At 64.8% G+C, this 26,533-nt stretch carries 16 protein-coding genes and 1 pseudogene; 8 read left to right on the top strand and 9 right to left on the bottom strand.

What is annotated here, in order from left to right; translation table 11 throughout:
• The coding region (locus QOC89_RS27665; RefSeq protein ID WP_323047944.1) for a nitrilase-related carbon-nitrogen hydrolase at positions 1-1,030 on the bottom strand (1,030 nt) is incomplete at its 3' end.
• A 135-nt stretch (positions 1,031-1,165) separates the two neighbouring features.
• On the opposite strand from QOC89_RS27665, the gene QOC89_RS27660 reads away from it, so the two are divergent.
• Together QOC89_RS27660 and QOC89_RS27655 are read left to right on the top strand one after the other, a co-directional pair.
• Positions 1,166-2,335: a GNAT family N-acetyltransferase gene (locus QOC89_RS27660; protein ID WP_323047943.1), complete on the top strand. Its 1,170-nt coding sequence runs from the start codon at positions 1,166-1,168 to the stop codon at positions 2,333-2,335.
• A 10-nt stretch (positions 2,336-2,345) separates the two neighbouring features.
• Entirely contained in the window at positions 2,346-2,714 is a 369-nt protein-coding gene (locus QOC89_RS27655) for a GIY-YIG nuclease family protein (protein ID WP_323047942.1), read from the top strand.
• Positions 2,715-2,748: 34 nt separating this feature from the next.
• Here the strand turns inward: QOC89_RS27655 and QOC89_RS27650 are convergent, their stop codons facing one another.
• A complete protein-coding gene (locus QOC89_RS27650) occupies positions 2,749-4,854 on the bottom strand; it encodes an FUSC family protein (protein ID WP_323047941.1) in 2,106 nt (701 codons plus the stop codon).
• A gap of 305 nt (positions 4,855-5,159) precedes the next feature.
• A complete protein-coding gene (gene ppa, locus QOC89_RS27645) occupies positions 5,160-5,687 on the bottom strand; it encodes an inorganic diphosphatase (RefSeq protein ID WP_179736867.1) in 528 nt (175 codons plus the stop codon).
• A gap of 272 nt (positions 5,688-5,959) precedes the next feature.
• Here ppa and QOC89_RS27640 point away from each other — a divergent pair, with 272 nt between their 5' ends.
• The 3 genes from QOC89_RS27640 (at position 5,960) to QOC89_RS27630 (ending at position 9,680) form a co-directional block, all read left to right on the top strand.
• On the top strand, positions 5,960-7,399 hold the full coding sequence (locus QOC89_RS27640; RefSeq protein ID WP_323047940.1) for an aldehyde dehydrogenase family protein: 1,440 nt from the start codon (positions 5,960-5,962) through the stop codon (positions 7,397-7,399).
• A gap of 121 nt (positions 7,400-7,520) precedes the next feature.
• Positions 7,521-8,279 carry an SDR family oxidoreductase gene (locus QOC89_RS27635; RefSeq protein WP_323047939.1) on the top strand — a complete coding sequence of 253 codons (759 nt, stop codon included), beginning with the start codon at positions 7,521-7,523 and terminating at the stop codon, positions 8,277-8,279.
• An 81-nt stretch (positions 8,280-8,360) separates the two neighbouring features.
• Positions 8,361-9,680, top strand: a complete 1,320-nt coding sequence (locus QOC89_RS27630; RefSeq protein WP_179736861.1) for an MFS transporter — start codon at positions 8,361-8,363, stop codon at positions 9,678-9,680.
• Between the two features lie 283 nt (positions 9,681-9,963).
• Here QOC89_RS27630 and QOC89_RS27625 read toward each other — a convergent pair whose 3' ends face one another.
• Genes QOC89_RS27625 through hemC form a run of 3 tightly spaced genes read right to left on the bottom strand, consistent with a single transcriptional unit; the run spans position 9,964 to position 14,206 of the window.
• Positions 9,964-11,154 carry a heme biosynthesis protein HemY gene (locus QOC89_RS27625; RefSeq protein WP_323047938.1) on the bottom strand — a complete coding sequence of 397 codons (1,191 nt, stop codon included), beginning with the start codon at positions 11,152-11,154 and terminating at the stop codon, positions 9,964-9,966.
• Between the two features lie 2 nt (positions 11,155-11,156).
• Positions 11,157-13,178, bottom strand: a complete 2,022-nt coding sequence (gene hemDX / locus QOC89_RS27620) for a fused uroporphyrinogen-III synthase HemD/membrane protein HemX (RefSeq protein WP_323047937.1) — start codon at positions 13,176-13,178, stop codon at positions 11,157-11,159.
• A complete protein-coding gene (gene hemC, locus QOC89_RS27615) occupies positions 13,178-14,206 on the bottom strand; it encodes a hydroxymethylbilane synthase (RefSeq protein WP_323047936.1) in 1,029 nt (342 codons plus the stop codon). Before hemC ends, hemDX begins: the two co-directional genes overlap by 1 nt.
• Positions 14,207-14,643: 437 nt before the next feature.
• On the opposite strand from hemC, the gene ppc reads away from it, so the two are divergent.
• Positions 14,644-17,880: a phosphoenolpyruvate carboxylase gene (gene ppc / locus QOC89_RS27610; protein WP_323047935.1), complete on the top strand. Its 3,237-nt coding sequence runs from the start codon at positions 14,644-14,646 to the stop codon at positions 17,878-17,880.
• A gap of 59 nt (positions 17,881-17,939) precedes the next feature.
• Here the strand turns inward: ppc and QOC89_RS27605 are convergent, their stop codons facing one another.
• On the bottom strand, positions 17,940-18,305 hold the full coding sequence (locus QOC89_RS27605; RefSeq protein ID WP_323047934.1) for a hypothetical protein: 366 nt from the start codon (positions 18,303-18,305) through the stop codon (positions 17,940-17,942).
• A gap of 136 nt (positions 18,306-18,441) precedes the next feature.
• Positions 18,442-18,603 (bottom strand): annotated as a pseudogene (locus QOC89_RS27600) (SAM-dependent methyltransferase); the annotation flags it as partial.
• Positions 18,604-18,749: 146 nt separating this feature from the next.
• Here QOC89_RS27600 and QOC89_RS27595 point away from each other — a divergent pair.
• Positions 18,750-19,562, top strand: a complete 813-nt coding sequence (locus tag QOC89_RS27595; RefSeq protein ID WP_323047933.1) for a helix-turn-helix transcriptional regulator — start codon at positions 18,750-18,752, stop codon at positions 19,560-19,562.
• Positions 19,563-19,789: 227 nt separating this feature from the next.
• Entirely contained in the window at positions 19,790-21,196 is a 1,407-nt protein-coding gene (gene argH, locus QOC89_RS27590; RefSeq protein ID WP_323047932.1) for an argininosuccinate lyase, read from the top strand.
• A 372-nt stretch (positions 21,197-21,568) separates the two neighbouring features.
• Here the strand turns inward: argH and QOC89_RS27585 are convergent.
• Positions 21,569-26,533 (bottom strand): non-ribosomal peptide synthetase (locus QOC89_RS27585; RefSeq protein ID WP_323047931.1); only part of this gene is annotated, 4,965 nt, incomplete at its 5' end.

The following is a 26,533-nucleotide window of genomic DNA, read 5'->3' as shown; positions in this document are numbered from 1 at the left end:
CGGCCAGCACCAGCGCGGAATCCACGCCCCCCGACAGCCCGATCAGCGCGCCCGGGAAACCGTACTGGTTGATGTAGTCGCGCACGCCCATTACGAGTGCGGCGTACACCTGCGCCTCCAGAGAGAGCTCCGGCGCGATCGCAGCGGGCAGCGGATGGCCGCTATCGAACTCGACGATCGCATGGCCCTCCTCGAACTGCGCCATCTTCGCGACGAGTTGGCCTTCACCGTCGAGCACGAACGAGCCGCCGTCGAACACCAGTTCGTCCTGCGCGCCGACCATGTTCACATACACCATCGGCAAACCGGTTTCGCGAATCCGCGCGCGCAGAATGTCGAAGCGCACCGCTTCCTTGTTCAGGTGATACGGCGAGCCGTTGGGGATCAGCAGCACTTGCGCGCCGGCCGCCTTCGCCATTTGCGCCGCCGACGCATGCCACGCGTCCTCGCAAATCACCACGCCGTACTTCACCCCATCCAGTTCGAACACGAACGGCTTCGGGTCGGAAGCGAAGTAGCGCTTCTCGTCGAAGACTTCTGTATTGGGCAAATCCTGCTTGCGATAGGTGCCGACCACTTCCCCGTCCACGATCAGCGAGGCCGCGTTGAAGGTATCGACCGGCGGGACGCCGCGCTCGATCGGCGCGTTTGCATTACCATGGCCGTGCGCCGCGATGTGCGCCGCCGCGTGTGTTGCCGCATGAGTCGCCGTATGTGTTACCGCATCGGCCACGGCATCGGCCACCGCATCGGCAACATCACGCAGCGGATGGCCAACGATCACATGCAAGCCGGCGAACGGCTTGAGTTGCGTGGCGAGGTCGCTCAGCGCTGCCGCACTCGCGGTATAAAACGCGGGACGCAGCAGCAGATCTTCGGGCGGATAGCCGGAGAGCGCGAGTTCAGGCGCGATCAGCAGCTTCGCACCATCGTTGTGCGCCGCGCGCGCGGCAGCGACAATTTTCGCGACGTTGCCGGCGAAGTCGCCGACGGTGACATTGATTTGAGCAAGAGCGATTCGGGTCTTCATGGCAGGATCGACAGGCAAGCCGGATGACTTGCGAGTACCGTGGCTGGTTGGCTCGACGGCAACGGACAAATCGGATAAACGAACGACGCATCGCTAAAAACGCCTGGCGTCGCTCATTGGGAACAGTCACACAGATTGAACCAGGAACGCTTTGATTATCGCACGGGCATTCTGGCGTCGCCCTCCGAGGTGGACGCCGCCGAATGGAATGCCCTCCTCGCGCAGCAGTCGCAACCCACGCCGTTTCTGCGGCACGAGTTTCTGAGCGCGCTGCATGCGGCCCGGTGCGCGGTCGCCGATACCGGCTGGGCGCCGCAATTCGTCACGCTCACCGACCCGCGCACGGACAAGCTCGCCGCGGCCGCGCCCGTGTATCTGAAGGGGCACTCGTACGGCGAATATGTGTTCGATTGGGCGTGGGCCGATGCGTACAAACGCAACGGTCTGCCGTATTACCCGAAGCTGCTGTGCGCGGTGCCGTTCACACCGGTACAAGGCAACCGGCTGTTGTCGGCGGATACGCATGCGCTCAGACATCTGGCGGCAACGCTGATGGCGTTCGCCGAGCAGGCCGACGTGTCGTCGCTGCACGTGCTGTTTCCGACTGAAACGGAAGCCGCCGCGCTGAGCGACATGGGCATGATGCTGCGCGAAGGCGTGCAGTTTCACTGGCTGAACGACGGCTATCGCGACTTCGACGATTTCCTCTCCACGCTCGAACAGAAGAAGCGCAAGAACATCCGCGCCGAGCGCCGCAAGGTGCAGGAAGCCGGCGTGACGATGCGGAGAATTCGCGGCGAAGATATCCAGGACGCCGACTGGCGGTTCTTCAGCAAATGTTATCGGCAAACCTACCGCGAACATTTTTCGAGCCCGTATCTGAACCTCGATTTCTTCCGCATGATCGGCGCCTCGATGCCGGAGAATCTGCTGCTGGTGATCGCCGAGTACGAGGGCAAGCCGATTGCCAGCTCGCTCGTGGTCTATCAGCGCGATGGGAAAACCGGCGGGACGCTGTACGGTCGCTATTGGGGCGCGTTGGAACATGTGCCCTGCCTGCACTTCGAAACCGCGTACTACCAGCCGCTCGAATTCTGCATCGAAGAAAAGCTCGGCGCGTTCGAAGGCGGCGCCCAGGGCGAGCACAAGATGGCGCGCGGTTTTCTGCCGACGGTGACGCGCTCGGCGCATTGGCTCGCGCATCCGGCCTTCGCCGATGCGGTCGGCCACTTCCTCGACAACGAAAAGAACAGCATCCACGCGTATGTGGACGAGCTGCGCGAACACAATCCGTTCAAAGGCTAGAAGCGTACCCATGGCGTGGTTTCTGTATCTGCTCGAATGCTCGGACGGCAGCGTCTATACCGGCATTGCCACTGACGTGCAGGCGCGCTTCGACAAACACCTGAGCGGCCTGGGCGCGCGTTATACGCGTTCGCGCAAGCCGGTGCGGGTGCTGGTGTCGTTCGAGTTGGCGGACCGGTCCAGCGCTTCGCGCGCCGAGTATTGGGTGAAGCGTTTGTCGCCATCTGAGAAGTGGGCGCTGGCGGGAGGGCTGCGGACGCTTGAGTCGGTGATGCCTTTGCCGGAGCCGGAGCCGGAGCCGGAGCCTGAGGCCGAGCCCGAGCCCGAGCCCGACCCAATCACCGTCGACGAAACGCAAGAAGAAAGCGGCGCGTCCTGACGGCGTTTTGCTGTCTTCAAGGCGTCCGTTTCCGCTACCCCCGCGCCTCCCGCATCCGCTCGGTCAGCAGCCGATGCATCAGCGCGATTTCCCCTACCGCATCCGCCTCCAGCGAGGTCAGCCTGTCTCGCGCAGGCAGATCGCGCCGTATCGGCCGCAAGTTCCGCTCCAAAGCTGCCTCGATGTCGGCGCTCGCCGCAGCAACCCACGTGCCGAGCTCGTCGTGCAAGTCGCGCCGGTTCGTACTCAGACGCAGCTGCGTCGCCGTTCCGGCCATTTTTCGCAGCACGCTCAGCACCGTCAGTGTCACCGTGTCGACCATCGAGTCCTCGAGCTTTTCGAGTCGAATGCGCCCGATTGCCTCCTCGGCATTATTGCTGCCTAAACCAGCGGCTCGGCGCAAGCGTTCCATGTCCCTCTCGCTTCGACGCGGGGACGCCAACGCCCCGCTCAGATACGCGAGATTGGCCCGCACCGCCTCGCTCAGATACGCGCGATAGTCGACCTTTTCACGCGTCGGCCACAGATAGAACGTCGCCAGCAGCGCCAGTACGCAGCCGAGTACGTTGTTGCCGAGCCGCGTGAGCGCGTAGGCAAACTGGTTGGCGCCCGGCGTCGCGAAGTCAGCCACGAGCACGAAAGTCGGTGTCAGGAACAAAACGAACAGGCTGTAGCTGACCGGACGCAGCGCCATCGTGGCCACCACCAGCGGAAAAACCGCCAATGAAATGCCGAGCGGCGAATGAATCGCATAGCCGATCGCGGCCGCCAGCACGCCCCCGACGATGCTCCCGGCCGCGCGCTCGATGCTCCGTGGCCAGGTCGCGGCAATGGACGGTTGCAGGATCAGCAGTGTCGCCATGGTCGCCCAGTAGCCGAACGGAAGTCCGAGCGCCCGTATCACCAGAAAGCCCGCCGTCGTCGTGACACCCACGCGGGCCGCGTGGCGCAACCCGACCGACTGGACCGAGAGATTTGCCTTGAGGGTCGACCATGTCCGCGTCAACAGGCTGGCTGCGCCAGCCGACCATCCCAACGGTTGGCCATAGGCCGGCGTGAAATCGACCAGTTCGAAGCCGCTCTTGAGCATCACCGGTTCCATCAACGCGGATTCGAGTCGCCGCGCGAGGCTTCGCAAACGAAGCTGCAGGTCGGCGAGACGGTTCCACTGCGTTTCGTTGGCAGCCGCGCCGATTCTCCGCAACGTCTCACCCATTGCGGTCAGCAGCCGCGCCGTGCGTTTTACGCGACGGTTGTCTTCCGGGGCTTTTTCACACGCGCCGGTGACCGCGATCAGATACGCAAAGAGCGCTTCACTTTCGCTCAGCAGCGCGAGCAGATTGTCGTAGGTTTCGCGGCCGGCCGTTCTCGAGCCCGGCACGTTCGCCAGCACCTTGCGCGAGCGCTCCAGCGCAGCGCGCGCATCGGCGCGAAATTTCGCGGCATGCGTGGCCCACTGCCCGGGGGCCGCGCGCTGCTCGAGCAGGCGGGCGCTGTCGAAGGCGATGTCGGCCAGACGCACATACACCGCACGCAGCGCAGCGCGGCTGGTGGCGAACGGATGAATGCGCCAGACGGTCAGACTCAGCAGCACGGCGAACAGGCATCCGGCGAGGTAAATGCCGAGGAACGCCATACCACCGCGAAGATCGTGCATCGGCCGGTCGACCATCACGACGCAGGCGGTCGCGGCGAGTATCGTCACCTGCGAGGTCGCGGCGCCCCAGATCCTGCCGAACGCGCCGAGCGTGGTGAAGACCAGAATGGCGAGCGCCGCGAACACCGCCCCTTCGCCTGATGCGAAGGCGGTCAGGCCACCGCACACGGTCGACAGAAGCGCGAAGCCCATCATCGACGCGAAGCGCGCGCGATTCGAACCGGCGGCGTCTGCGAGACAGGTCCAGAAAGCGCCGATCGCGGCCCACGCGAAGATCGGATCGTGCAGCAGATTGCCAAGCACCAGCATCGCGGTCGACGCACAAGCCGCTCTCAGTCCTTCCGACAGATTCGCCTCGCTCGTCGAAAACGACACCATCCATACCGGCCGTCCGCGGTAGATCGCGGTGACGAGCGCATATAGGCCCGCGACCAGGCGGCTCGACCAACGCGGCGGCGATGAAGTGGACTTGCGATTCAGCATCCGGCGGTGGCTCCCAAAAACGCGCGTTGGCGCTGCGTCAGCACAGTAATACGCCGACGGCAGGAAACCTGCTGCGGCCGCCGAATGATAAGGGTAAACGCTGATATATAAAAATGCCGTCGGTTCATCCCGTCGATGCGCTGTGGCTATGCGTTGGAGCGGTCCGCCAGATGGGCGCGCGGCCGGCACCCCGTATCAGGCGCAGCGTGAGAACGTTGAAAAACACCGCTGAAAACACCGCCCATGAAAAAACCGCGCGGCCCTTGCAGGCTCGCGCGGCTTTTCGTCAACCGGGGTAAGGCAGCTTACTTCTTGTAGTTCGCCGCGCCTTCGGTGATTTCCTTGTGAGCGGCTTCAATGCCCGCCCAACCGTCGACCTTCACCCACTTGCCCTTCTCCAGCGCCTTGTATTGCTCGAAGAAGTGCTTGATCTGGTCTTTCAGGTATGCAGGCACGTCGTCGATCGACTTGAGATCGGCGGTCATCGGGCAGACCTTGTCGTGCGCGACGGCGACGAGCTTCGCGTCCACGCCCGATTCGTCGGTCATTTGCAGCATGCCGAGCGCGCGCGCGCGAACCACCGAGCCGGCCAGCAGCGGGAACGGCGTGATGACCAGCACGTCGACCGGGTCGCCGTCGCCCGACAGCGTTTGCGGAATGTAGCCGTAATTCGCCGGATAGCGCATGCCCGTGCTGATGAAACGGTCGACGTGGAGCAGGCCCGTTTCCTTGTCAGCTTCGTACTTCACCGGATCGCTTTGCGCCGGAATTTCGATGATGACGTTGAAATCCTGCGGAAGATCTTTGCCTGCGGGGACGTGATTGAAGCTCATGAGCGCTCTCTGATCAGATGGAATTCGAAAAACACGGCGTGCGGCGCACGCACTCGAGGTGCGAATCGCAAGACTCGCCCGAACGAGGCGCTGCGGCCAGACAGTGCGGAATGCGTCATTATAGCCAATCGGCCGATGGCGCCTCTGGCTGGATCGGCGCGATAATCGACTGGCGTCTCTCGATTGTGCCTCTCGTTTGTGAACACCGCGTAGCTGAAGCCCGGCATGAACCCGGTCTCGACATCGGCTGCGTGACACCTCAAGGAGCATGCATGGAAGAAGCCCGGCATTTCATCGGCGGCGAATGGTCCGCTGCCTCAGGCGGCGAGACGATCGCCGTACTCGATCCCTCGGACGGCCAGCCGTTCACCCAGCTGGCCCGCGGCACCGCGGCGGATATCGACGCCGCAGTCCACGCCGCCCGCCGCGCGTTCGAAGGCACATGGGGCGCGGCCAGCGCCGCCGAACGCGGGCGCGTGCTGTACCGCCTGTCGATGCTGGTCGCCGCCCGTCAGGAAGAACTCGCGCAACTGGAAGCCCGCGACACCGGCAAGCCGCTCAAGCAGGCACGCGCCGATTCGGCGGCTTTGGCACGCTATTTCGAGTTCTATGCCGGCGCCGCGGACAAACTGCACGGCGAGACGCTGCCCTATCAGGCCGGCTACACGGTATTGACGATCCGCGAGCCACACGGCGTGACCGGCCATATCGTGCCGTGGAACTACCCGATGCAGATCTTCGGCCGCAGCGTCGGCGCGGCGCTCGCCACCGGCAATGCGTGCGTCGTCAAACCGGCGGAAGATGCGTGCCTCTCCGTCTTGCGGGTCGCCGAACTGGCGGCCGAGGCGGGTTTGCCGGCGGGCGCGCTGAATATCGTTACCGGTTTTGGGCACGAAGCGGGCGCGGCCCTTGCGCGCCATCCCGGCATCGATCACATCTCGTTCACCGGCTCGCCCGAAACCGGCAAGCTCGTCACGCAGATGGCCGCTGAAAACCATGTGCCGGTCACACTCGAACTGGGCGGCAAATCGCCGCAAATCGTATTCGCCGACGCCGATCTCGACGCAGCCTTGCCCGTGCTGGTGTCGGCGATCGTGCAGAACGCCGGGCAAACCTGCTCGGCGGGCAGCCGCGTGCTGATCGAGCGGGCCATTTACGAGCCGCTGCTCGACCGGCTGAGCAGCGCGTTCCACGCGCTGCGGGTCGGACCGTCGCATGCCGATCTCGACTGCGGTCCGCTGATCAGCGCAAAGCAGCAACAGCGCGTGTGGGACTTCCTGTCCGACGCGCAGCACGACGGCATCCCGCTGGCGGCGCACGGCGAAGTGATCCCTGAAGCGCCCGAAAGCGGCTTCTATCAGGCGCCCACGCTATTGCGCGACGTGCCGGCGAGCCACCGCCTCGCGCGCGACGAAGTGTTCGGCCCGGTCCTCGCCGCCATGCCGTTCACCGACGAAGACGAGGCGCTCGCGCTCGCCAACGGCACGCAGTACGGCCTCGTCGCCGGCATCTGGACGCGCGACGGCGCCCGGCAGATGCGCCTCGCGCGGCGCCTGCGCTCCGGCCAGGTGTTCATCAACAACTATGGCGCGGGCGGCGGCGTGGAATTGCCGTTCGGCGGCGTGAAGCATTCAGGCCACGGGCGCGAAAAGGGTTTCGAAGCGCTGTACGGCTTCACGGCATTGAAAACCATCGCGATTCGTCACGGCTAGCCGGGCACTCGCGTTTCGCAGCACACAGAAGCGCAACGAAAGCGAACGGCAGCAAGCGGCAACAAGCGGTAGCAAGCGGTAGCAAGCGCATCACCATCCACAACAAACAGCGGAGACATTTATGCGGTTGACAGGTAAAACGGCCATCGTCACGGGTGGCGGCTCGGGTTTCGGCGAAGGCATCGCCAAGACCTACGCGCGCGAAGGCGCGAACGTGGTGGTCAACGATCTGAACGGTGCGGCGGCCGAACGGGTGGCGAGCGAAATCGCCCTCGCCGGCGGCAAGGCGATCGCGGTGACCGGCAACGTCGCGCAACGCGAGGACTGGCAGACGCTGCGCGAAGCCGCGCTCGAAGACTTCGGCAGCGTGCAGATCGTCGTCAACAATGCCGGCACCACGCATCGCAACAAACCGGTGCTCGACGTCACAGAGGCCGAATTCGACCGCGTCTACGCGGTGAACGTCAAAAGCATCTATTGGAGCGTGCAGGCGTTCGTCCCGTATTTCCGCGAGCAAGGCGGCGGCACGTTCATCAATATCGCCTCGACGGCCGGCGTGCGGCCGCGGCCGGGCCTCGTCTGGTACAACGGCAGCAAGGGCGCGGTGATCATTGCGAGCAAGTCGCTCGCCGTCGAACTGGGTCCTGACCGGATCCGCGTGAATTGCGTGAACCCGGTGATCGGCGAGACGGCGCTGCTGTCGGAATTCATGGGCGTGGAAGATACGCCGGAAAATCGTCAACGCTTCCTTGCGGGCATTCCGCTCGGGCGTTTCTCGACGCCGCAGGATATCGCCAACGCGGCGCTGTATCTCGCCTCGGACGAGGCGGAGTTCATCACCGGCGTGTGTCTTGAAGTGGACGGCGGGCGCTGCGTGTAAACGCCATGCCGGCCAACCCGCCGGCACGGCTAGAATCGCTCGACGGCGGTACTTCATTTCCACAAGAAAAGAGGAGACACCATGGCTAGTCCTGCAAATCCGCTTCACCATCCCGGCGCGGGGGCGCCCCCTTCCACTTTCGAAGAGGCGACCTACCGCAAGGTCACCTGGCGGCTCGCGCCGCTCCTGATGCTCTGCTACGTGGTCGCCTATCTGGATCGCGTGAACGTCGGCTTCGCCAAGCTGCAAATGACCACCGACCTCGGCTTGAGCGACGCCGTTTACGGCTTCGGCGCGGGGATTTTCTTTGTCGGCTATTTCATCTTCGAAATTCCGAGCAACGTGATCCTGCACAAAGTGGGCGCCCGTGTGTGGATCGCACGGATCATGGTCTCGTGGGGCGTGATCTCGATGCTGACCATGTTCGTCACCACGCCGACCATGTTCTACGTGATGCGCTTCCTGCTCGGTCTCGCCGAAGCGGGTTTCTTCCCCGGCATCATTCTCTATCTGACGTACTGGTATCCGTCGCACCGCCGCGGCCGCATGACCACCTGGTTCATGACGGCCATCGCGTTGTCCGGCGTGATCGGCGGCCCGGTCTCGGGCTACATCCTGAAGAGCTTCAACGGCGTGAACGGCTGGCACGGCTGGCAGTGGCTGTTTCTGCTGGAAGGGATTCCGTCGGTGATCGTCGGCGTGATGGTGTTCCTGATGCTGGACGACCGGATCGCCAAGGCCAAATGGCTCACCGACGAAGAAAAGCAGTTGCTCGAACGCCAGGTATCCGCTGAAGAAGCCACCAAGCACGACATGCCGATCCGCCAGGTGCTGACGAGCGGCCGCGTGCTGATGCTGAGCCTCACGTACTTCTCGTTCGTGATGGGCCTGTACGGCGTGAGTTTCTGGCTGCCGACCATCATCAAGGCGACCGGCGTCACCGACTCGTTCATGATCGGCTTGTTGTCGGCGGTTCCGTTCGCCGCCGCGGTGGTCGCGATGGTATTCGTATCGCGCAGCGCGGACCGTAAGCGCGAGCGGCGCTGGCATATCGCGTTGCCGGCCTTCGCGGGGGCGATCGGCCTGGTGCTCTCGGTCGTGTGGGCGCACAACACCGTGCTGGCGATGGCCTCGCTCACCTTGGCGACCATGGGCATCCTCACCACCCTGCCGCTGTTCTGGAGCTTGCCTACGGCGATCCTCGCCGGCACGGGCGCGGCGGCCGGCATCGCGATGATCAATTCGATCGGCAATCTCGCGGGCTTTCTCAGTCCGTACGCGGTCGGCTGGCTCAAGCAGGCGACTGCCGCGAACGACTCCGGCATGTATATGCTGGCGGCGTTCATGATCCTCGGTGGACTGCTGGCGATCAGCGTGCCCGCGAAGATGGTCAATAAGTAGCTTTAAATCGCTGTAGCTTGGCTGACCGATGAACTCGTCGATGCGCTCGCGCAGGAGCCGCCGTCAAATGTCCTGAGTGACGCGTCACAGTTCAGCTTTTGGCGAGTTCACGCCGCATGAACCGCGATGCATGGCTCGCGGTTCATGGCTCACGCCACAAGCCGCGCGTTCCAAAGAAAAGCCCCCGGCATCTTCCGACGCCGGGGGCTTTTTCCATTTCACGTTCCGATTCCCGTGCACCGCCACGGCGTGTTTCAAACCGCACGCCGCGGCAGCCGAAGCATCAAACGATATTCATCGCCAACGCGCTCTCACGATAATGCTGGCTCGCCTTATCCGCATCGCCGAGCTGTTCATGCAAACGCGCCAACGCACGATGCGAACGAATCTTCAGCGTCTCGTTGTCGGCCAGTTTCAGCGCGCGTTCGAGGAACGACTGCGCCTTGCCCCACAACTGCTGATGCAGACACAAGCGGCCCAAGGCGAACAGCAAGTCCGCGTCTTCCGGACGATCCTTCTGCCACGCTTCGGCCTTCTGGATCAGCGGCAACGCGTCGCCCCCGGTTGTGTCCGGATAACGGCGCAGCAGACGCGCGTCCCAGTTCTGCGCCAGCGCTTCCTCGACGATCTTGCGGGCTTCGTGCGGACGATTCAGCGACACCAGCAATTCAGCGGCGAGATCGGCGAGACGCGGCGAATGACGCTCAGTGGCCGACAGCGAATTCCACAACTCCAGCAGCGCATCGGCGTTATGACGCCTGTCACGCAGCAGATTTTCCGCCGCCAGCTGACGCAGGCGCACCGCCACCGCCGGATGAATCGCCTCGCGCTTTTCCAGCGTCTTGACGAGCTTGAGCACTTCGCCCCAGTTCTTCAATTGCTGTTGCGCGCGCAGCATGATCTGCTGCGCGTGAATGCGCCGTGCGCCCTGCGACTGCATTTCGGTGAGCGCGGTGAGTGCGCCGTCCGCGTCACGGCCATCGGCACGCATGTCGGCGGTGGCCATCAGGCGTGCGTCCTGCCAGTCGGCCTCGTCGATCTGGGCAAGCCATTCGTCGCGCCGTGCATATTCGTGCATGCGGTGCGCCGCGGTGGCCGCGATCAAACCGGCCGCGCCCTTATTGGCGCCGTTCGTGAGCGAGTCTTTCGCGGCTTTTTCAGCGCGCGAGAAACGCCCCGCGTACAGATTGCCGATCGCGTCACGCAACGCGGCGTGCGCCTTCGCGACCCGCGAGCGAGCGCGATAGGCCGCCACGCGCTGCGGCATGCGCCAGATATTGCGCACGATGCGCAACAGCGCATACAGCAGGATGAACAGCACCACCAGCCCGACCACGAACAGATTCAGCGAGATGTCGACGCGGTACGGCGGATAGATCAGCAGTACCTGTCCCATGTCGAAGCGTCCGACCACCGCCAGCACCACCGCGATAGCGAACAGCAACGCGAGCCATAGAAGTCCCCGGATTGCCATGATTAACCTCGGCTCCGGTATTGATTGACGGCCTGCAGGCTGGTGTTCAGATTCGGCAGTTCAACCGCGGCCGAGCCCGCATCCACCTGCTTGACCAGATCGATCACGGTCAAGGTCTTCTTCGACGTGCTGTCGAAGTAGCGCGTGAGCGCAGCCTGCGCCGCCTGCAGGTCGGACTTCAGCGTGGTCTGATTGCGCGACAGCAGCGCAAGCCGCGCCGACAGCAAACGCAGCTTCAGATTCTCACGCACGAAGTAGCCTTGATCCGGCGTGATCAGCATGGCGTCGGCGTTGTCGATGCGGCGCACCTGCACGAGGCTCGTCAACTGCTGGCCGATGCCGGTCGTGACTTCGCGCCACCAGACTTTCCAGCGCGGCTCGCCGGTGGCCGCGGCCACCTTCGCGGTGTCGGCCCAGGTGGCGGCCTTCGGCGTGGCGTGGGCAATCGGTGCCTCGCCGGAGAGCGGCAAATTGTCGACCTGGTCGATCGCGTTGTCGAGCTTGATCGCCATACCCGTCAGATCCGTGGAGGGCGCGGCCTTCAGTTTGTCGATGTCTTGCGCGATCGCCTTGCGCACGGCCACGGCCTGCGGACTATCCGACGCGGCGAGCCGCGTGTCCGCGCTTTGCAGCGCGAATAGCGCGAGTTGCGTATTGCCGGTGAGCTGCAATTGCTGGCTCGCGGCCGACAGCATCTGGCCGACTTCAGCCATCGTCCAGTCGTCGCGATTGCGCGCGAGATCGGCGTATTGCTGTTGCAGCGCCTGCTGCGCGCTTTGCGCGTCGGCGAGCTTGCCTTCGAGTTGCGCGACCTGCGAGTCCGATTGATGCACGGTGGCCAGCGCCTGATCGGTCTTGACACGCAGATCGTTGGTCTGCGCGTCGTTGGCTTGCTGGCGTTGCACGAGCTGCTGCTCGGTGCGCTCCACCTTGCGATTGAGCGCATAGCCGCCCACCCCCGCCGCGCACGCGACGATCACGACGACAAACCACAGCAGCGGTCCGCTCGCGCTGCGGCGCTTTTGCTGCGCTTCGTAGGGCGTGAAGGGTTGATTCGGCGGCAACGCAGAGGTCGCGGCCGGCTGGGGTGAAGCGTTCGTGGATGCGTTCGTTTCAGTCATGCGTGATTTAGCCGGTGAATGAGCCGGATTGGACGGTACCGGTTGAACTACGGTCGGAACGGCGGCTAACAAGGCGCGGACAATGCGATCATCGCCCGCGCCGGACACCGTAATGCTATCAAAACCCAATGCCCGCGCGGTCTGCGCGATTCGGGGATGCGGCGTGACCAGGGCGGCGCGCTTCAGTTGCGCGATCTCGTCGGCGGTCAGATGCTCTTGCGCGAGTTCATGCAGATTGCGCACGCCTTCCGAACTGGTCAGCAACCAGGCATGCGGCTCACCTGCGAGCAGCGTGTGCACGCGCGCCCAGCCGCCGATCGACGGTTCCGGCACGAGACGCCGATAGGCCGCCACCGTTTCGACTTCGGCGCCCGCTTCGCGCAAGCGGTCGGCCAGCCATTCGCGGCCGCCGTCGCCGCGCACGATCAGTACGCGTTTGCCTTCCAGCGTGCTCGCGCCGAGCGCGCTATCGAGCGCCGCGAACAGGCTTTCGGAATCGAAGCGCCCGGTGTCGTCGTCGGGTACGGACGGCGGGCTGATCACGTTATAGGCCGGCGCCGTGACGCCATGGCGCAGCAGCGCCTGCACACTGCCCGGCCCGACTACGCCGATCGGCAGCGCGTGCGGCCAGATCGCGTTGCTGCGGGCAAACGCGTGATCGACCGCATTGGGCGAGACGAACACCACCAGCGCATAGCGCTCCAGAGAAGCCAGCGCCGCGCGCAACGGCGCGTCGTCAGCAACCGGCGCGATGTCGATCAACGGAAAGTCGAGCACGGCGACACCTGCCGCCGTGAGTTGCGCAATCAATTCGTTCGACTGACCGGCCGGTCGCGTAATCACGACCGTGAATGCCGCCTTGCCGACGGATGAGGAGGCGTTGCCCGGGATATCGGCCGCCATCACTCGCGAGGCGCCGCGCTGTGCGGCGCGCCGTCGGCCGCCTGTGCCCCCGCCTCTGCCGCGGGACCGCTGGCCGTGCTCAACGCGCGGACGATGTCCATCGCGCCTTGCTGTTCGAGCGCGCTCGCCACTTCCTGGCCGAGCGCGACCGCCCGTTCGACGGTGGGCGCCGGCGCGGACGCCTGCGCGCTGAGGATACGCTGCCCGTCGGGCGTGGCGACGATGCCGCGCAGATGCAGGGCGCCGTCGTGCCAATGCGCATACGCCGCGAGCGGCACTTCGCAACTGCCGCCGAGCGCGCGCGAGACCATCCGCTCGGCTTCAACGGCCGCCGCCGTATGCTCGTGATGCAGCGGCGCGAGCCATGCCGCGAGCTCCGCGCGATCGGCGCGAATCTCGATGCCGAGCGCGCCCTGACCGGCCGCGGGCAAGCTGTCTTCGGGATCGAGCAGCGCGCGGATGCGCTCGCCGAGACCCAAACGCTTCAAGCCGGCCGCCGCCAGAATGATCGCCGCGTAGTCGCCGCGGTCCAGTTTCGCCAGACGGGTGTCCAGATTGCCGCGCAACGGCCGCACCACGAGGTGCGGGTAACGCATGCGCAGCATGGCCTCGCGGCGCAGGCTGGAGGTGCCGACCACGGCGCCGGGCGGCAACGCGGCCAGCGAGTCGTAGTTATTGGACACCAGCGCGTCGCGCGGATCCTCGCGCTCCATGATGGTGGACAGCGCAAAGCCCGCCGGCAATTCCATCGGCACGTCTTTGAGCGAGTGCACGGCCAGGTCGGCGCGGCCATCGGCCAGCGCGGCTTCCAGCTCCTTGACGAAGAGGCCCTTGCCGCCCACCTTCGACAAGGTGCGATCGAGAATTTGATCGCCGCGGGTCGTCATTCCGAGGATTTTTACGTCACAAGATGGATATAATTTGTGCAGCGCACATTGCACATGCTCCGCCTGCCACATGGCAAGGCGGCTTTCTCGCGACGCAATCACAAGCGTGTGAGGTGGCGCAGAAAACGTCTCGGTGTTCATTGGCTTGCTGATCGAATGATGGGATGTAATAACAATCAATGTTAGCACGCGACCCTGTGTCTCAAGGCACAGCGCAGCGCCGTGCTGACGCGGTATCGATGGAGGAGACGAGCCTCGCGCGGCGCGCGCGCATGCCCATTCCAGCCTGTTCACGCACGGTCGTTCGCGCACCGGGGCACGGCATGCGGGATGATGCAATGCGGTGCAACGTACTGCGTGTGCTTCGTGTGCCCTGGGCGCATGCAATGCACACCGTACGCCTCAAGCGCCTTGTGCGCTTTGTGCAAGCGTGCGCGCGGCCATCCTCTCCGGCGTGGTGCCATCGGCGCGTACCGCTTTGTGCTGTTCCATGCAGTTCACGTTGCAACTCACATAGTGCAGTTCCGCAGTAGCAGTTCATCACTCAACAGACCCTGGCTTCCCTGAGGAAACCCATCGTGACGTCTTCCGGATCGGCGCGCCCTGCCCGCCGCAACACTGCATCGCCCAACGCTCGAGCGGCCGACGCCGCCGCGGCGCCCGCCGCTTCAGCCTCCGCCGCAACGGCTGCCCGGTCAACACCGGCCAAACGTGCCGGTAAAGCGGCCCAAACAAGCCAGGCCGCACACGTCGCCAGAGCCGCGAAGTCCGCCAAAACCTCCGCGGCCACCAAAACGGAAAACACGATGAAGACGGTAAAGACCGTCAAGACATCGAAGGCAGCGCAAGCCGCGAACGCCGCTCAAGCGGTGAAGCCGGCCAAAGCCAAAGCCCCGAAGAGCAAGGTCGCCGCGAACGAAGCCGCCGCGCCGCAAACCGCGAACGCACCCAGGCTGCAAACCGTTTCGCCGGATACGGTCGTGCCCGCGTCGAAAAGCAGCGGCCGCACCCGTGAGGACAAGGACCACCCGCTGTTTCAGGACATCCGTTATCTGGGACGCCTGCTCGGCGACGTGCTGCGCGAACAGGAAGGCGACGCGGTGTTCGACGTCGTGGAAACGATCCGCCAGACCGCTGTGCGCTTTCGCCGCGAGGACGACAGTGCCGCCGCGCAAACGCTCGACAAGAAACTGCGCTCGCTGAGCCCCGAGCAAACGGTCAGCGTGGTGCGCGCATTCAGCTACTTCTCGCACCTCGCGAACATCGCTGAAGACCGCCACCGCAATCGCCGTCACCGGATTCACGCGCTGGCCGGTTCGACCTCGCAACCGGGCACCATGGCGCATGCGCTCGAACGGCTCGTCGAGGCGGGCGCCGCCGCGACGCCGGTCCTGCAGCAGTTCTTCAACGACGCGCTGATCGTGCCGGTCCTGACCGCGCACCCGACCGAAGTGCAGCGCAAGAGCATTCTCGACGCCCAACACGACGTCGCGCGCCTGCTGGCCGAACGCGATCAGCAATTGACCAACCGCGAGCGCGCGCATAACGAAGCGATGCTGCGCGCCAGTGTCACGTCGCTGTGGCAAACCCGGATGCTGCGCGACTCGCGGCTCACGGTGGCCGATGAAATCGAAAACGCGTTGTCGTATTACCGCGCCACCTTCCTCGAGGAAATTCCGGCGCTTTACGCCGACATCGAGGAAGCACTGGCCGAGCACGGCCTCGCCGCGCGCCTGCCGCCGTTCTTCCAGATGGGCAGCTGGATCGGCGGTGACCGCGACGGCAATCCGAACGTCACGGCCGAAACGCTCGAACACGCGATCACCCGCCAGGCCGCGGTGATCTTCGAACACTATATGGAGCAGGTGCACAAGCTGGGCGCCGAGTTGTCGGTGTCGAACCTGCTGGCCGGCGCGAGCGACGCGTTGAAAGAACTCGCGGCCGCTTCACCCGACCAGTCGCCGCACCGTACCGACGAGCCGTACCGGCGCGCCTTGATCGGCATGTACACGCGGCTCGCGGCAAGTGCGCGCGTGCGTCTCGGCGAAGGCAGCGTGCCGGTGCGCAGCGCGGGCCGCGGCGCCGCGCCGATCCGCGCCAAGCCGTACGGCGACGCCGACGAATTCGTGCGCGACCTGCACGTGCTGATCGATTCGCTCGCCGAGCATCATGGCGCGCCGCTCGCGGCACCGCGCCTGTCACCGCTCGCGCGCGCCGCCGAAGTGTTCGGCTTCCATCTGGCGAGTATCGATTTGCGCCAGAGCTCGGACATCCATGAAGCGGTGATCGCCGAGTTGCTGAACCGCGCGGGCGTCGAAGCGGACTACGCGTCGCTCTCCGAAGAAGACAAGCTCAAGGTGCTGCTCGCCGAACTATCGCAGCCGCGCGCGTTGCGTCTGCCGTACGCCGAGTACTCCGATCTCGTGAAGAGCGAACTCGGCGTGCTCGAAGAGGCCCGCGTCACGCGCGAGAAGTTCGGCGCGCGCGCGGTGCGCAACTACATCATTTCGCACACGGAGACCGTCAGCGATCTGGTCGAAGTGATGTTGCTGCAGAAGGAAACCGGTCTGCTGCACGGCCGTCTCGGCGACGCCAACGATCCGGCGCGAGCGGGCTTGATGGTGATTCCGCTGTTCGAGACGATCCCCGACTTGCGCAACGCGCCGCACATCATGCGCGATCTGATCGCGCTGCCGGGCGTCGGCGCGCTGATCGAACATCAGGGCAACGAGCAGGAAGTGATGCTCGGCTATTCGGACAGCAACAAGGACGGCGGCTTCCTGACCTCGAACTGGGAGCTGTATCGCGCCGAACTTGCGCTGGTGTCGCTCTTCAATGAGCGCGGCGTGACCCTGCGCCTGTTCCATGGACGCGGAGGCACGGTGGGCCGTGGCGGTGGTCCGACTTATCAGGCCATTCTGTCGCAGCCGCCGGGCACCGTCGACGGTCAGATCCGTTTGACCGAGCAAGGCGAAGTGATTGCCAGCAAGTTCGGCAATCCGGAGATCGGCCGGCGCAATCTGGAAACCGTGGTGGCCGCCACGCTCGAAGCCTCGTTGCTGCCGCATGGCAATGCGCCCGAGCAACTGCCCGTCTTCGAAGAGACGATGCAGCAATTGTCCGACGCGGCGATGGCCTCGTATCGTGCGCTGGTCTACGAAACGCCGGGCTTCAAGGAGTATTTTTTCGAGTCGACGCCGATCTCGGAGATCGCCGAGCTGAACATCGGCAGCCGTCCGGCTTCGCGCAAACTGCAAGACCCGCAGCAACGCAAGATCGAAGATCTGCGCGCGATTCCGTGGGGTTTCTCGTGGGGTCAATGCCGTTTGCTGCTGACCGGCTGGTACGGTTTCGGCAGCGCGGTGGCCGCGCATCTGGATAGCGCGCCGAGCGATGCCGAGCGCGCTCGCCGTCTTGCCCTGCTCAAGAAGATGCACAAGACCTGGCCGTTCTTCTCGAATCTGCTTTCCAACATGGACATGGTGCTGGCGAAGACCGACCTCGCGGTCGCCTCGCGCTACGCCCAGCTCGTGTCGGACAAGAAGCTGCGCAAGCATGTGTTCGAGCGGATCGTCGCGGAATGGGAGCGCACGTCGAAGGTGTTGTCGGAGATCACCGGCAAGAGCGAGCGGCTCGCGGAAAATCCGCTGCTCGCGCGTTCGATCAAGAACCGCTTCCCGTATCTCGACCCGTTGAATCACTTGCAGGTGGAGTTGCTCAAGCGTCACCGTGCAGGCGACACCAATGCGCGCGTGCGGCGCGGGATTCATTTGAGCATCAACGGGATTGCGGCGGGTTTGCGCAATACGGGTTAATTCGCCGCGAGATAAATAGCGGCCGATCCGGCCGCTATACCGACGAAGCCGAGCGCGGCTCAGTGAGCCGTGTTCGGCTTCGGCATTTGTGGCGTGGGAATGTTGAACTGGAGCGGCGGCTCGCGCCATGCCTGGACCCGCTTGTCCCGCTCGGCGTTTTCGAACTGGATGCGCGAGTCGAGATCACGCCGCGCCTGCCGTGACATGTTCACATTGGAGCCCGGCGTGGTGATGGTAAACGGCGCGCCGGCTGAGTTGTTTGAATCAGGAACCGGATCGGACGACAGCGAGCGCGACAAGGTGTTGTTGTATGGATAGCCGTTATAGTCTTTGTAGAGATAGTCGCTATCGACCCGACTGCCCTGCGCCGACGTGATACCGGCCAGCGCAAGCGTAGCCGCCACAAAAAAGATCAGCCGCTGCATCTTCGCCCCTCCAGATTGCTTAGCAATCCGCAGCGTAGCATGCACAGGCGCAGTATCTTTCCGGGGATCACCACATAAGTCGTTATGCCGCATCGGGCGCTCAACGCATCGGCGCCCGCATCGTTTGCGCACAGGCTTACTGCGCCTCGACCATCAACGGGTCGAGCTTGAACGAGCCGTCTTCCTGCACGTCGAAATACTGGCGCACCTCATCCGGCGCTGTACTCCACAGCGAGCGGATCGCCACCACGCGCGGCGCTGGCGTGCGCATGCGCGCCACCCATGCGCTGAACTCGATGTGGGATTGGGCCCGGACTGGGCTGGACGGGCACTGCGCCGTTCCAGCCGTTACAATAGAGGCCGCCGTGTACCAGTACAAGTTAAGCAATTATTCTGGTATCGATAGCACTACCCCGAGAGCCTCCCAACCGCTGCCCGACCCGAATGACCACTCCGTCTCCCGCCGACAACCCGCCGCCGCTCGACGCCACGCCCGCCCGGGCGCTGGGCGACTTCATCCGTGCGCATCGCGAACGGCTCTCGCCGCAAGCGCTCGGCCTGCCGCCCGGCCCGCGCCGCCGGACACCCGGCTTGCGGCGCGAGGAAGTCGCGCAGTTATGCGGCGTGAGCCCGACCTGGTACACGTGGATCGAACAAGGCCGGCCGGTCTCCGCCTCCGCGGACGCGCTGGCGCGGATTGCCGTTGCATTGCAACTGTCGCGCGCCGAGCGGGCGTATCTGTTCGAACTGGCCGCGCAGCGCGACCCGGCCGAGCCCGATCCAGCCGCCGCCGACGCGCCCGCCACGCTGCTTGAAACCGTGCGGCTCGTGAACGCACCGGCTTACGTGCTCGACCGGCAGTGGAATGCGCTGGCCTGGAACGCGCGCGCCGCCGACCTGTTCGTCGGCTGGCTGGATGAGACGCACGACCGCAATCTGCTGCGCTACACCTTCACCCAGCCGGCCGCGCGCGAGTTGATTTTCGACTGGGAAACGCGCGCCCGGCGCCTTGCCGCGGAATTTCGCGCGGACTCGATCCGTCACCTGAACGATGCGCCAACACGCGCCTTGATCGACTCACTGAGCGCCGCCAGCGACGAATTCGCGCGCTTCTGGGCGTCGCAGGACGTCGGCGGGCGTGAAGGGGGCCGGCGCGAATTCAACCATCCGCGCGACGGGCGCATTGTCTACGACCAGATCACGTTCAAACCTGCGCATCGCGAAGATCTGAAGCTGGTGGTGCTGGTGCGCGAGTAGCTGCTTGCAGGAGTGCACCCGGCACGGACCTCGCACAACGCGACACCGCCTCGTCACCGCGCCCTCAAAGCGCCGCAGCGCTTTCGCCAACCACCACGCCTCGGCAGACCGCATCTTTGCCGCGGGCCGCCAGTGTTAAAATCTCCCTCTTTCGCCCGTTTCGATGGCGCCCGCACCCTACGCAAACGCCGTCAGTCTCCTCACCGCTCGCTCAACTGCCCAACACCATGACGTCCCAACTGCACAAAAAAGGCGAAGCCTGGTCGGCTCGCTTCTCGGAGCCGATGTCGGAGCTCGTCAAACGCTACACGTCGTCGGTTTTCTTCGACAAGCGTCTGGCGCTCGTCGATATCGAAGGGTCGCTCGCGCACGCCTCGATGCTGGCCGCGCAGAAGATCATCGCCGCCGACGACCTCGCCGCGATCCAGCGCGGCATGGCGCAGATCAAGGGTGAAATCGAGCGCGGCGAGTTCGAGTGGCAACTCGATCTGGAAGACGTCCACCTGAATATCGAAGCACGCCTCACCGCGCTGATCGGCGACGCCGGCAAGCGCCTGCACACGGGCCGCTCGCGTAACGACCAGGTGGCGACGGATATCCGCCTGTGGCTGCGCGGCGAAATCGACCGCATCGGCGGCTTGCTGACGGAATTGCGCACGGCTCTGCTCGACATGGCGGAGAAGAACGCGTCGACCATCATGCCGGGCTTCACGCACCTGCAAGTCGCCCAGCCGGTCACGTTCGGTCATCACCTGATGGCTTACGTCGAGATGTTCTCGCGCGACGCCGAACGCATGGTGGATTGCCGCAAGCGTGTGAACCGCCTGCCGCTGGGCGCCGCGGCGCTCGCCGGCACGAGCTATCCGATCGACCGTCATGCGGTGGCGAAGACGCTCGGTTTCGACGGCATCTGCGCAAACTCGTTGGACGCGGTGTCCGATCGTGACTTCGCGATCGAATTCACGGCCGCGTCCGCATTGATCATGACGCACGTGTCGCGCTTCTCCGAAGAACTCGTGCTGTGGATGAGCCCGCGCGTCGGCTTCATCGATCTGGCCGACCGGTTCTGCACCGGCTCGTCGATCATGCCGCAGAAGAAGAACCCGGACGTGCCCGAACTCGCGCGCGGCAAGACGGGCCGCGTGAACGGCCATCTGATCGCGCTGCTGACGTTGATGAAAGGCCAGCCGCTCGCGTACAACAAAGACAATCAGGAAGACAAGGAGCCGCTGTTCGACACCGTCGATACGGTCGCGGACACGCTGCGCATCTTCGCTGAAATGGTCGCCGGTATTTCGGTGAAGCCGCAAGCCATGCGCGACGCCGCGTTGCAAGGCTTCTCCACGGCAACCGATCTCGCCGACTACCTGGTCAAGCGCGGCCTGCCGTTTCGCGACGCGCACGAAGCGGTGGCGCTCGCGGTTCGCGTGTGCGCGGATCGCGGCTGCGACCTGGCGGACCTGACGCTCGAGGAAATGCGTAAGGAACTGCCGAACGTCGCGCACCTGATCGGCGAAGACGTGTTCTCGTATCTGACGCTCGAAGGTTCGGTGGCAAGCCGCAACCATCCGGGCGGCACCGCGCCGGAGCAGGTGCTCGCGGCGGTCAAGGCCGCACGAGCCGCGTTGAAGTAAGCTCGGGTGTGGCGCGCATTGGCGCGTCCGGCAATGCCCGCATGACGGCGGGCGCTAAACGACGCACGCAAACAAAGGCGAACTCATCAGCGGGTTCGCCTTTTTCGTTTTCGCCGCTGGCTGCGTGGATGGCTGGCTGGATTGCGCAAAGCGTCGCGCAACGGGTCGCGCAAAAAAGAAAGCCCGCACGAAGCGGGCTAAATGAAAGACTTCCACCGATGCCTCTCGAAAGAGGCCATCGAAGTGTAGGCGTGTTTTCGCCGAAGAGAAAACCGCCCATATTTCAGCCTATTACAAAGCGCGCGGGAGTTCGGTGTGCAAGCTTAACGGGCGATGCCCCGCCCGTCGCTTGCCCCGCTCTTCACGGGGGCTTCAGGACACGGCCGTCTCCGGCAACGGCTGAAGAAAACCCGCATCGCGCAAATAACCCACGTAGAGCCTGATCAGCGCGCCGTAGTCGACCGTCAGATCCACACCGTGCCACGCCAGTTCCGTCAACGTGTCGAACTGCTCGACCGGCAGCGGCACGGCGGACAGGTCACCGGTATAAAAGTCGCGAATCAGCGCCAGACCGTTGGACGCATCAAGATCCGCCAGTCGCCGTTGCCAGTCGGCCGCCGCCTGCGGCTCAGCGTGCAAACCGCAGACGGCGAGCGCATCAAACCACTGCCGCTGGGTGAGCGCGACCGGGTTGTTCAGGTTCGCCACCCTTACGCCGGTACGCGGATACAGCGCCACCGCCGTCACCGCGCTCGCAAGCAGATCGACGGGCGTCATCTCCACTTCCTGCGCCGTTTTCGGATAAGCGCCCAGTTGCAAGCAACCCTTGTTGAACAGCCAGAAATGGTTGTGCGCGAAGTTGCTGAAGCCGGTACGGCTATCGCCGGTGATATTGCCCGGCCGCACGATCACCGCCGGCAAACCAAAGCGGCGCGCGCACTGCGCAACGCGCTGTTCACCGACCCACTTCGTCAGCAGATAGCCGTTGTCCAGCAGTGGACGAGCGTCATTGACCTGCTCGTCGATGTGCCGGGCACCCGCCAGCATCTCCCCGACCGACAGTGTCGAGACGAAGCAGAACGGCTTGCGCCGCTGCGTCAGCGCGAGCCGCAGCAAAGCCTCGGTACCGCCGACATTCGCCGCCTTCATTTCCTCATAGCTATGCAGGTGATGCACGAACGCACCGCAATGCAGGATCGCGTCGACCTCAGCAGCGAGACGCTCCCAGCGTGGCGTGTCGAGTCCAAGCTGCGGCGCGGCAAGATCGGCGGGGATCACTTCGACGCGGCTGAAGTCGATCGCCAGACCCGCCTCGCGCGCCTTGTCCTGCAACACGGCGCGCCCTGCCGCGGGGCTCGGACAGCGTTGCAGGCAGATCACCTTGTCGAGCCGCCCGCATAACGCATGCAGCAGGTAAATGCCGAGGAAGCCGCTGGCGCCGGTCAGCAGCATCGTGCGAATCGGCGTTGCTTCGGCGCCGCCGGAAACAACGGGCGCTCCATGCTCGACAACGAACGGCTGCGACGCGTCGGCAATCGCGCGTTCGATCATGTCCTCATGACCACCATTCGCGAGCGTGGCGATGGTCGGCGAGCGGTAAAACGCAGCCATCGGGAACTCGATACCGAGCGCATCGCGCAATTGCCCCTGCATCCGCACCGCCAGAATCGAGTTGCCGCCGAGCCGGAAGAAACTGTCGTCGCGGCCGATACTGGTGACACGCAGCAGCGTCTGCCAGATTTCAGCGATACGTTGTTCGACGCCCGCGCGCGGCGGCGTACCGCTTACGCGTGATGGCGCGGGCAACGCCTTGCGATCGTGTTTGCCGTTCGGCGATGCCGGCAGCACGTCCAGCCGGATGAAACACGCCGGCACCATGTAGTCGGGCAAGGCCTCGGCCACATGACGGCGCAGCGTGTCCTCATCGAGCGCCGCGCCTGCGTCACCCGGCGCGGCAACGTAATACGCGGCCAGATAGCGCGCCTCGCCTTCGCCCCACACCGCGCAAGCAGCCTGCGCGACACCCGGCGCGGCCGCGATGCAATTCTCGATTTCGCCGAGTTCGATGCGAAAACCGCGCAGCTTGATCTGCGCGTCGTTGCGGCCGAAATATTCGATCGTGCCGTCAGCGAGAAAGCGGCCGAGGTCGCCGGTGCGATACATCAGCGCGTACGGCGCGTCGCGAAACGGATCGACCACGAAACGCTCCATCGTCATGGCCGACTGATTGAGGTAGCCCCGCGCCAGATTTTCGCCGCCGATATAGATTTCGCCGACTGTCCCCGGCGGCGTCAATTGCCGCTGCGCATTGAGCAAATAGAGCCGGTAACCCGGCAGCGGCTTGCCGATGATGCGGCTCGGGCCGCCCGGCAGCACTTGCCCGCACGAGGCCATCACCGTGATTTCGGTGGGACCGTACAGGCTGAAGAGGCGCGTGTGTTCGCTCCACCAGGCGGCGCTCGGCTCGTCGAGCGTATCGCCGCCGAAGCCGAGCAACCGCAAGTCGGGCAGCGGCTCGCGCGGCAGGTTCTGCACGACCACCGGTGCAAGCGATGCATGCGTGACACGCTCCGCCTTCAGCAATCTGTGCAGCAACCGCGGATGGCGGCGCGCCTCTTCCGGCAGCACGATCAGCGTGCCGCCGTGCAGCAGGGCGAGAAACAGATCGAGCACGCTGGCGTCGAAGTTGGTGGACGCCGCCAGCGTGCTGATGCTGCCGGGCGCATAGTCGAGCGCGCGGCTTGCACCGGACACCATCCGGACCACGCTATGGTGTTCGACCAGCACGCCCTTCGGCTTACCGGTCGAGCCCGACGTGTGGATCACATAGGCGAGCGCCTCCGGGCCGACGGCACGCGGCCGGCCTGGAGGCGCTGCCAGTTGCGCGGGGTCGAGCATGCGCAATTGGCCGAGACCGGCGTCTTGCAGCGCGCGGCGGCTCGATTCATCGGCGAGCACGGTATCGACCGCGCAGTTCTCGACGAAATAGCGCAAGCGCTCGGCGGGATAAGCGGGATCGAGCGGCACATATGCGCACCCCGCCTTGAGTACGCCCAGCACGGTCGCCACCAGCAAGACGCTCTTCTGCATGCTCAAACCGATGCGCGCGCCGTCCGGCACGCAGGCAGTCAGGCCGTTGGCGATGGCATCGCCGAGCGCGTCGAGCTCGCGATAGCTCAGCTGCTCCGCGCCACAGCGCACCGCAACGCGCGCGGCGTTCGCCGCGACCACCTCGGCGAAGCGCGCAGGAATCGACTGGGGCGCGTCGGGCAGCGGTTCGCCGCAAGCGAAGCTCAAACACTGTGCGTGTTGCCCGTCGCTCAGATACTTGAGCTCGCCGACCAGCGCGTCCGGCTGCTGACCCACGGCGTCGCACAGCGTCAGGAACACCTCGGCCATCTGCTCGACCGAAGCCGCATGCAGCACCGAGCTGTCGTATTCGAAGCGCCCGTCCAGGCCGCCGTCCGGCCGCGGATAGAAGACCGCCGACAGATCCACCTTCGACGTCAGCGCAGCGAATTCCTCGGCGTGATAAGTCGTCTCGCCGATGCGGCCATTCAGTTCGATACCGTTCTGCAAACTGAAAATCGTGTTCAACGCGCCGAGCTGCGCGTTATCGGTGTCGTAAGGCGTGGCGAGCAGATGATCGCGGTCGTCGAGCATCTGACGCTGCACGGCTCGCGCCAGTTCGGCGAAACCCTGCCGCGTGTCGATGCGCTGCACCAGCACCGCCATCGAAACGAACATCCCGTAGATGTGCTCGCTGCCCGCCACGTCACGGCCCGCATACGGATAAGCGCACGCCAGATGCTGCTGGCCGCTCACGCGCCACAGCCAGACGAGGTACAACGCGAACACCACGGGCGGCAAGGTCATCTCGTGCGCCTCGGCAATCTGCTTCAGGCGCCGCATCTGGTCGGGCCGCACATGCAGCTTCAATGCGCGGTTCGCGTTGGGCTCGCGTTGCAGCGCGTCGAACGGCAGCTCGGTGCGCAAAGCAACCGCGTCGAGTTTGCGCGTCCAGTAATCACGCGCGGCGGCAAAGCGCGGCGAGGCCGCGAGTTGCGGCGCCCAATGGCCGTAGTCGAACCACGAGATCGGTTGCGCTGAAACCGGCTGGCCTTCGTAGCGCTGCGTCAGTTCATCCAGCAGCAGCTTGAACGACCAGCCGTCGAAGATCGCGTGATGAATCGCGAGCAGCAGGCTGGTGCGGTTCTCCAGCGGGGACATCAGCAATTGCGCGCGCCACGGCGGCGCGCAGTCGAGCGGCAGGCGCAGCGCGCGCATGGCATCGATACGCGCATCGATCGCGGAGGCAGCACAGCTTTCCAGCGGAATTTGCCAATCCGGCGATTCAGCGGCAGTGGCGGGCAGCATCCACAATTGTCCGTCGCGCTCGGCGAAACTCAGGTTGAAAACCGGGTTATGCGTCAGCACGGCGACGAGTGCCCGGTGCAAGCGCAGCGGATTGACCGCGCCGCCGAAGTCCACCCGCATCACGATGTTGTACGCGTTATCGTCCGGCTTGCTGAGCGTGCGGGTGTGCATCATCCGCACGAGCCGGCTCGTCACCGGCACGGGCATGGGTTCACCTGGCTGCGCGACGAGCGGAGGCAGCATGGCGCCTGGTTCGACAGCTTGCCGCGCCCGCGCGCAGAACGCATCGAACTGGGGATGCTCGAACAGCGTCTTCAGTTTGACCGGCGCGTGCAAGCTCGCACTGACGCGATTGCACACGAGCGTGGCGAGTAACGAGTGGCCACCCAACTGGAAGAAATGGCTGTGCTCGCCGACGCTCTCGAGCGGCACACCCAGCACCTCCGACCAGATGCGTTGCACGGCCTGTTCGAAGGCATCGAAAGCGCGCTTCGCGGAGTCGGCCGTAGCGGCTTGCGGCGCCGGCAATCTGGTGCGGTCGATCTTGCCGTTCAGCGTCAGGGGCAGCGCTTCGATCCGCAACAGGAATGCCGGCACCATGTAATGCGCAAGACGCTGCGCAAGACGCTCCCGCAGCACGGCCGGCTCCAGCGATGCCCCGACATACCAGGCCACCAGCGCCGGGCCGCCTTGCCGCTCACACGTGCCGACATACGCGCTGCGCACCTCCGGCTGCTCGACGATGCTGGCCTCGATCTCGCCGAGTTCGATCCGGTAACCCCGTATCTTCACCTGAAAATCGCTACGACCGAGAAACTCGATCGCGCCGTCCGGCTGGAAGCGGCCGAGGTCGCCGGAACGATAAAGACGGCCCGGGCCGAATGGATTGGCGCGGAATTTCTGTCCGGTCAACTCGGGCCGCAGCAGATAGCCGCGCGAGACCGCCGCCCCGCCGATGCA

The organism is Paraburkholderia sp., assembly GCF_034668105.1.
In the GTDB taxonomy this organism is placed as follows: domain Bacteria; phylum Pseudomonadota; class Gammaproteobacteria; order Burkholderiales; family Burkholderiaceae; genus Paraburkholderia.
Note: the sequence above shows the minus strand (reverse complement) of the source record. Positions and strands in the feature narration are given on the sequence as shown.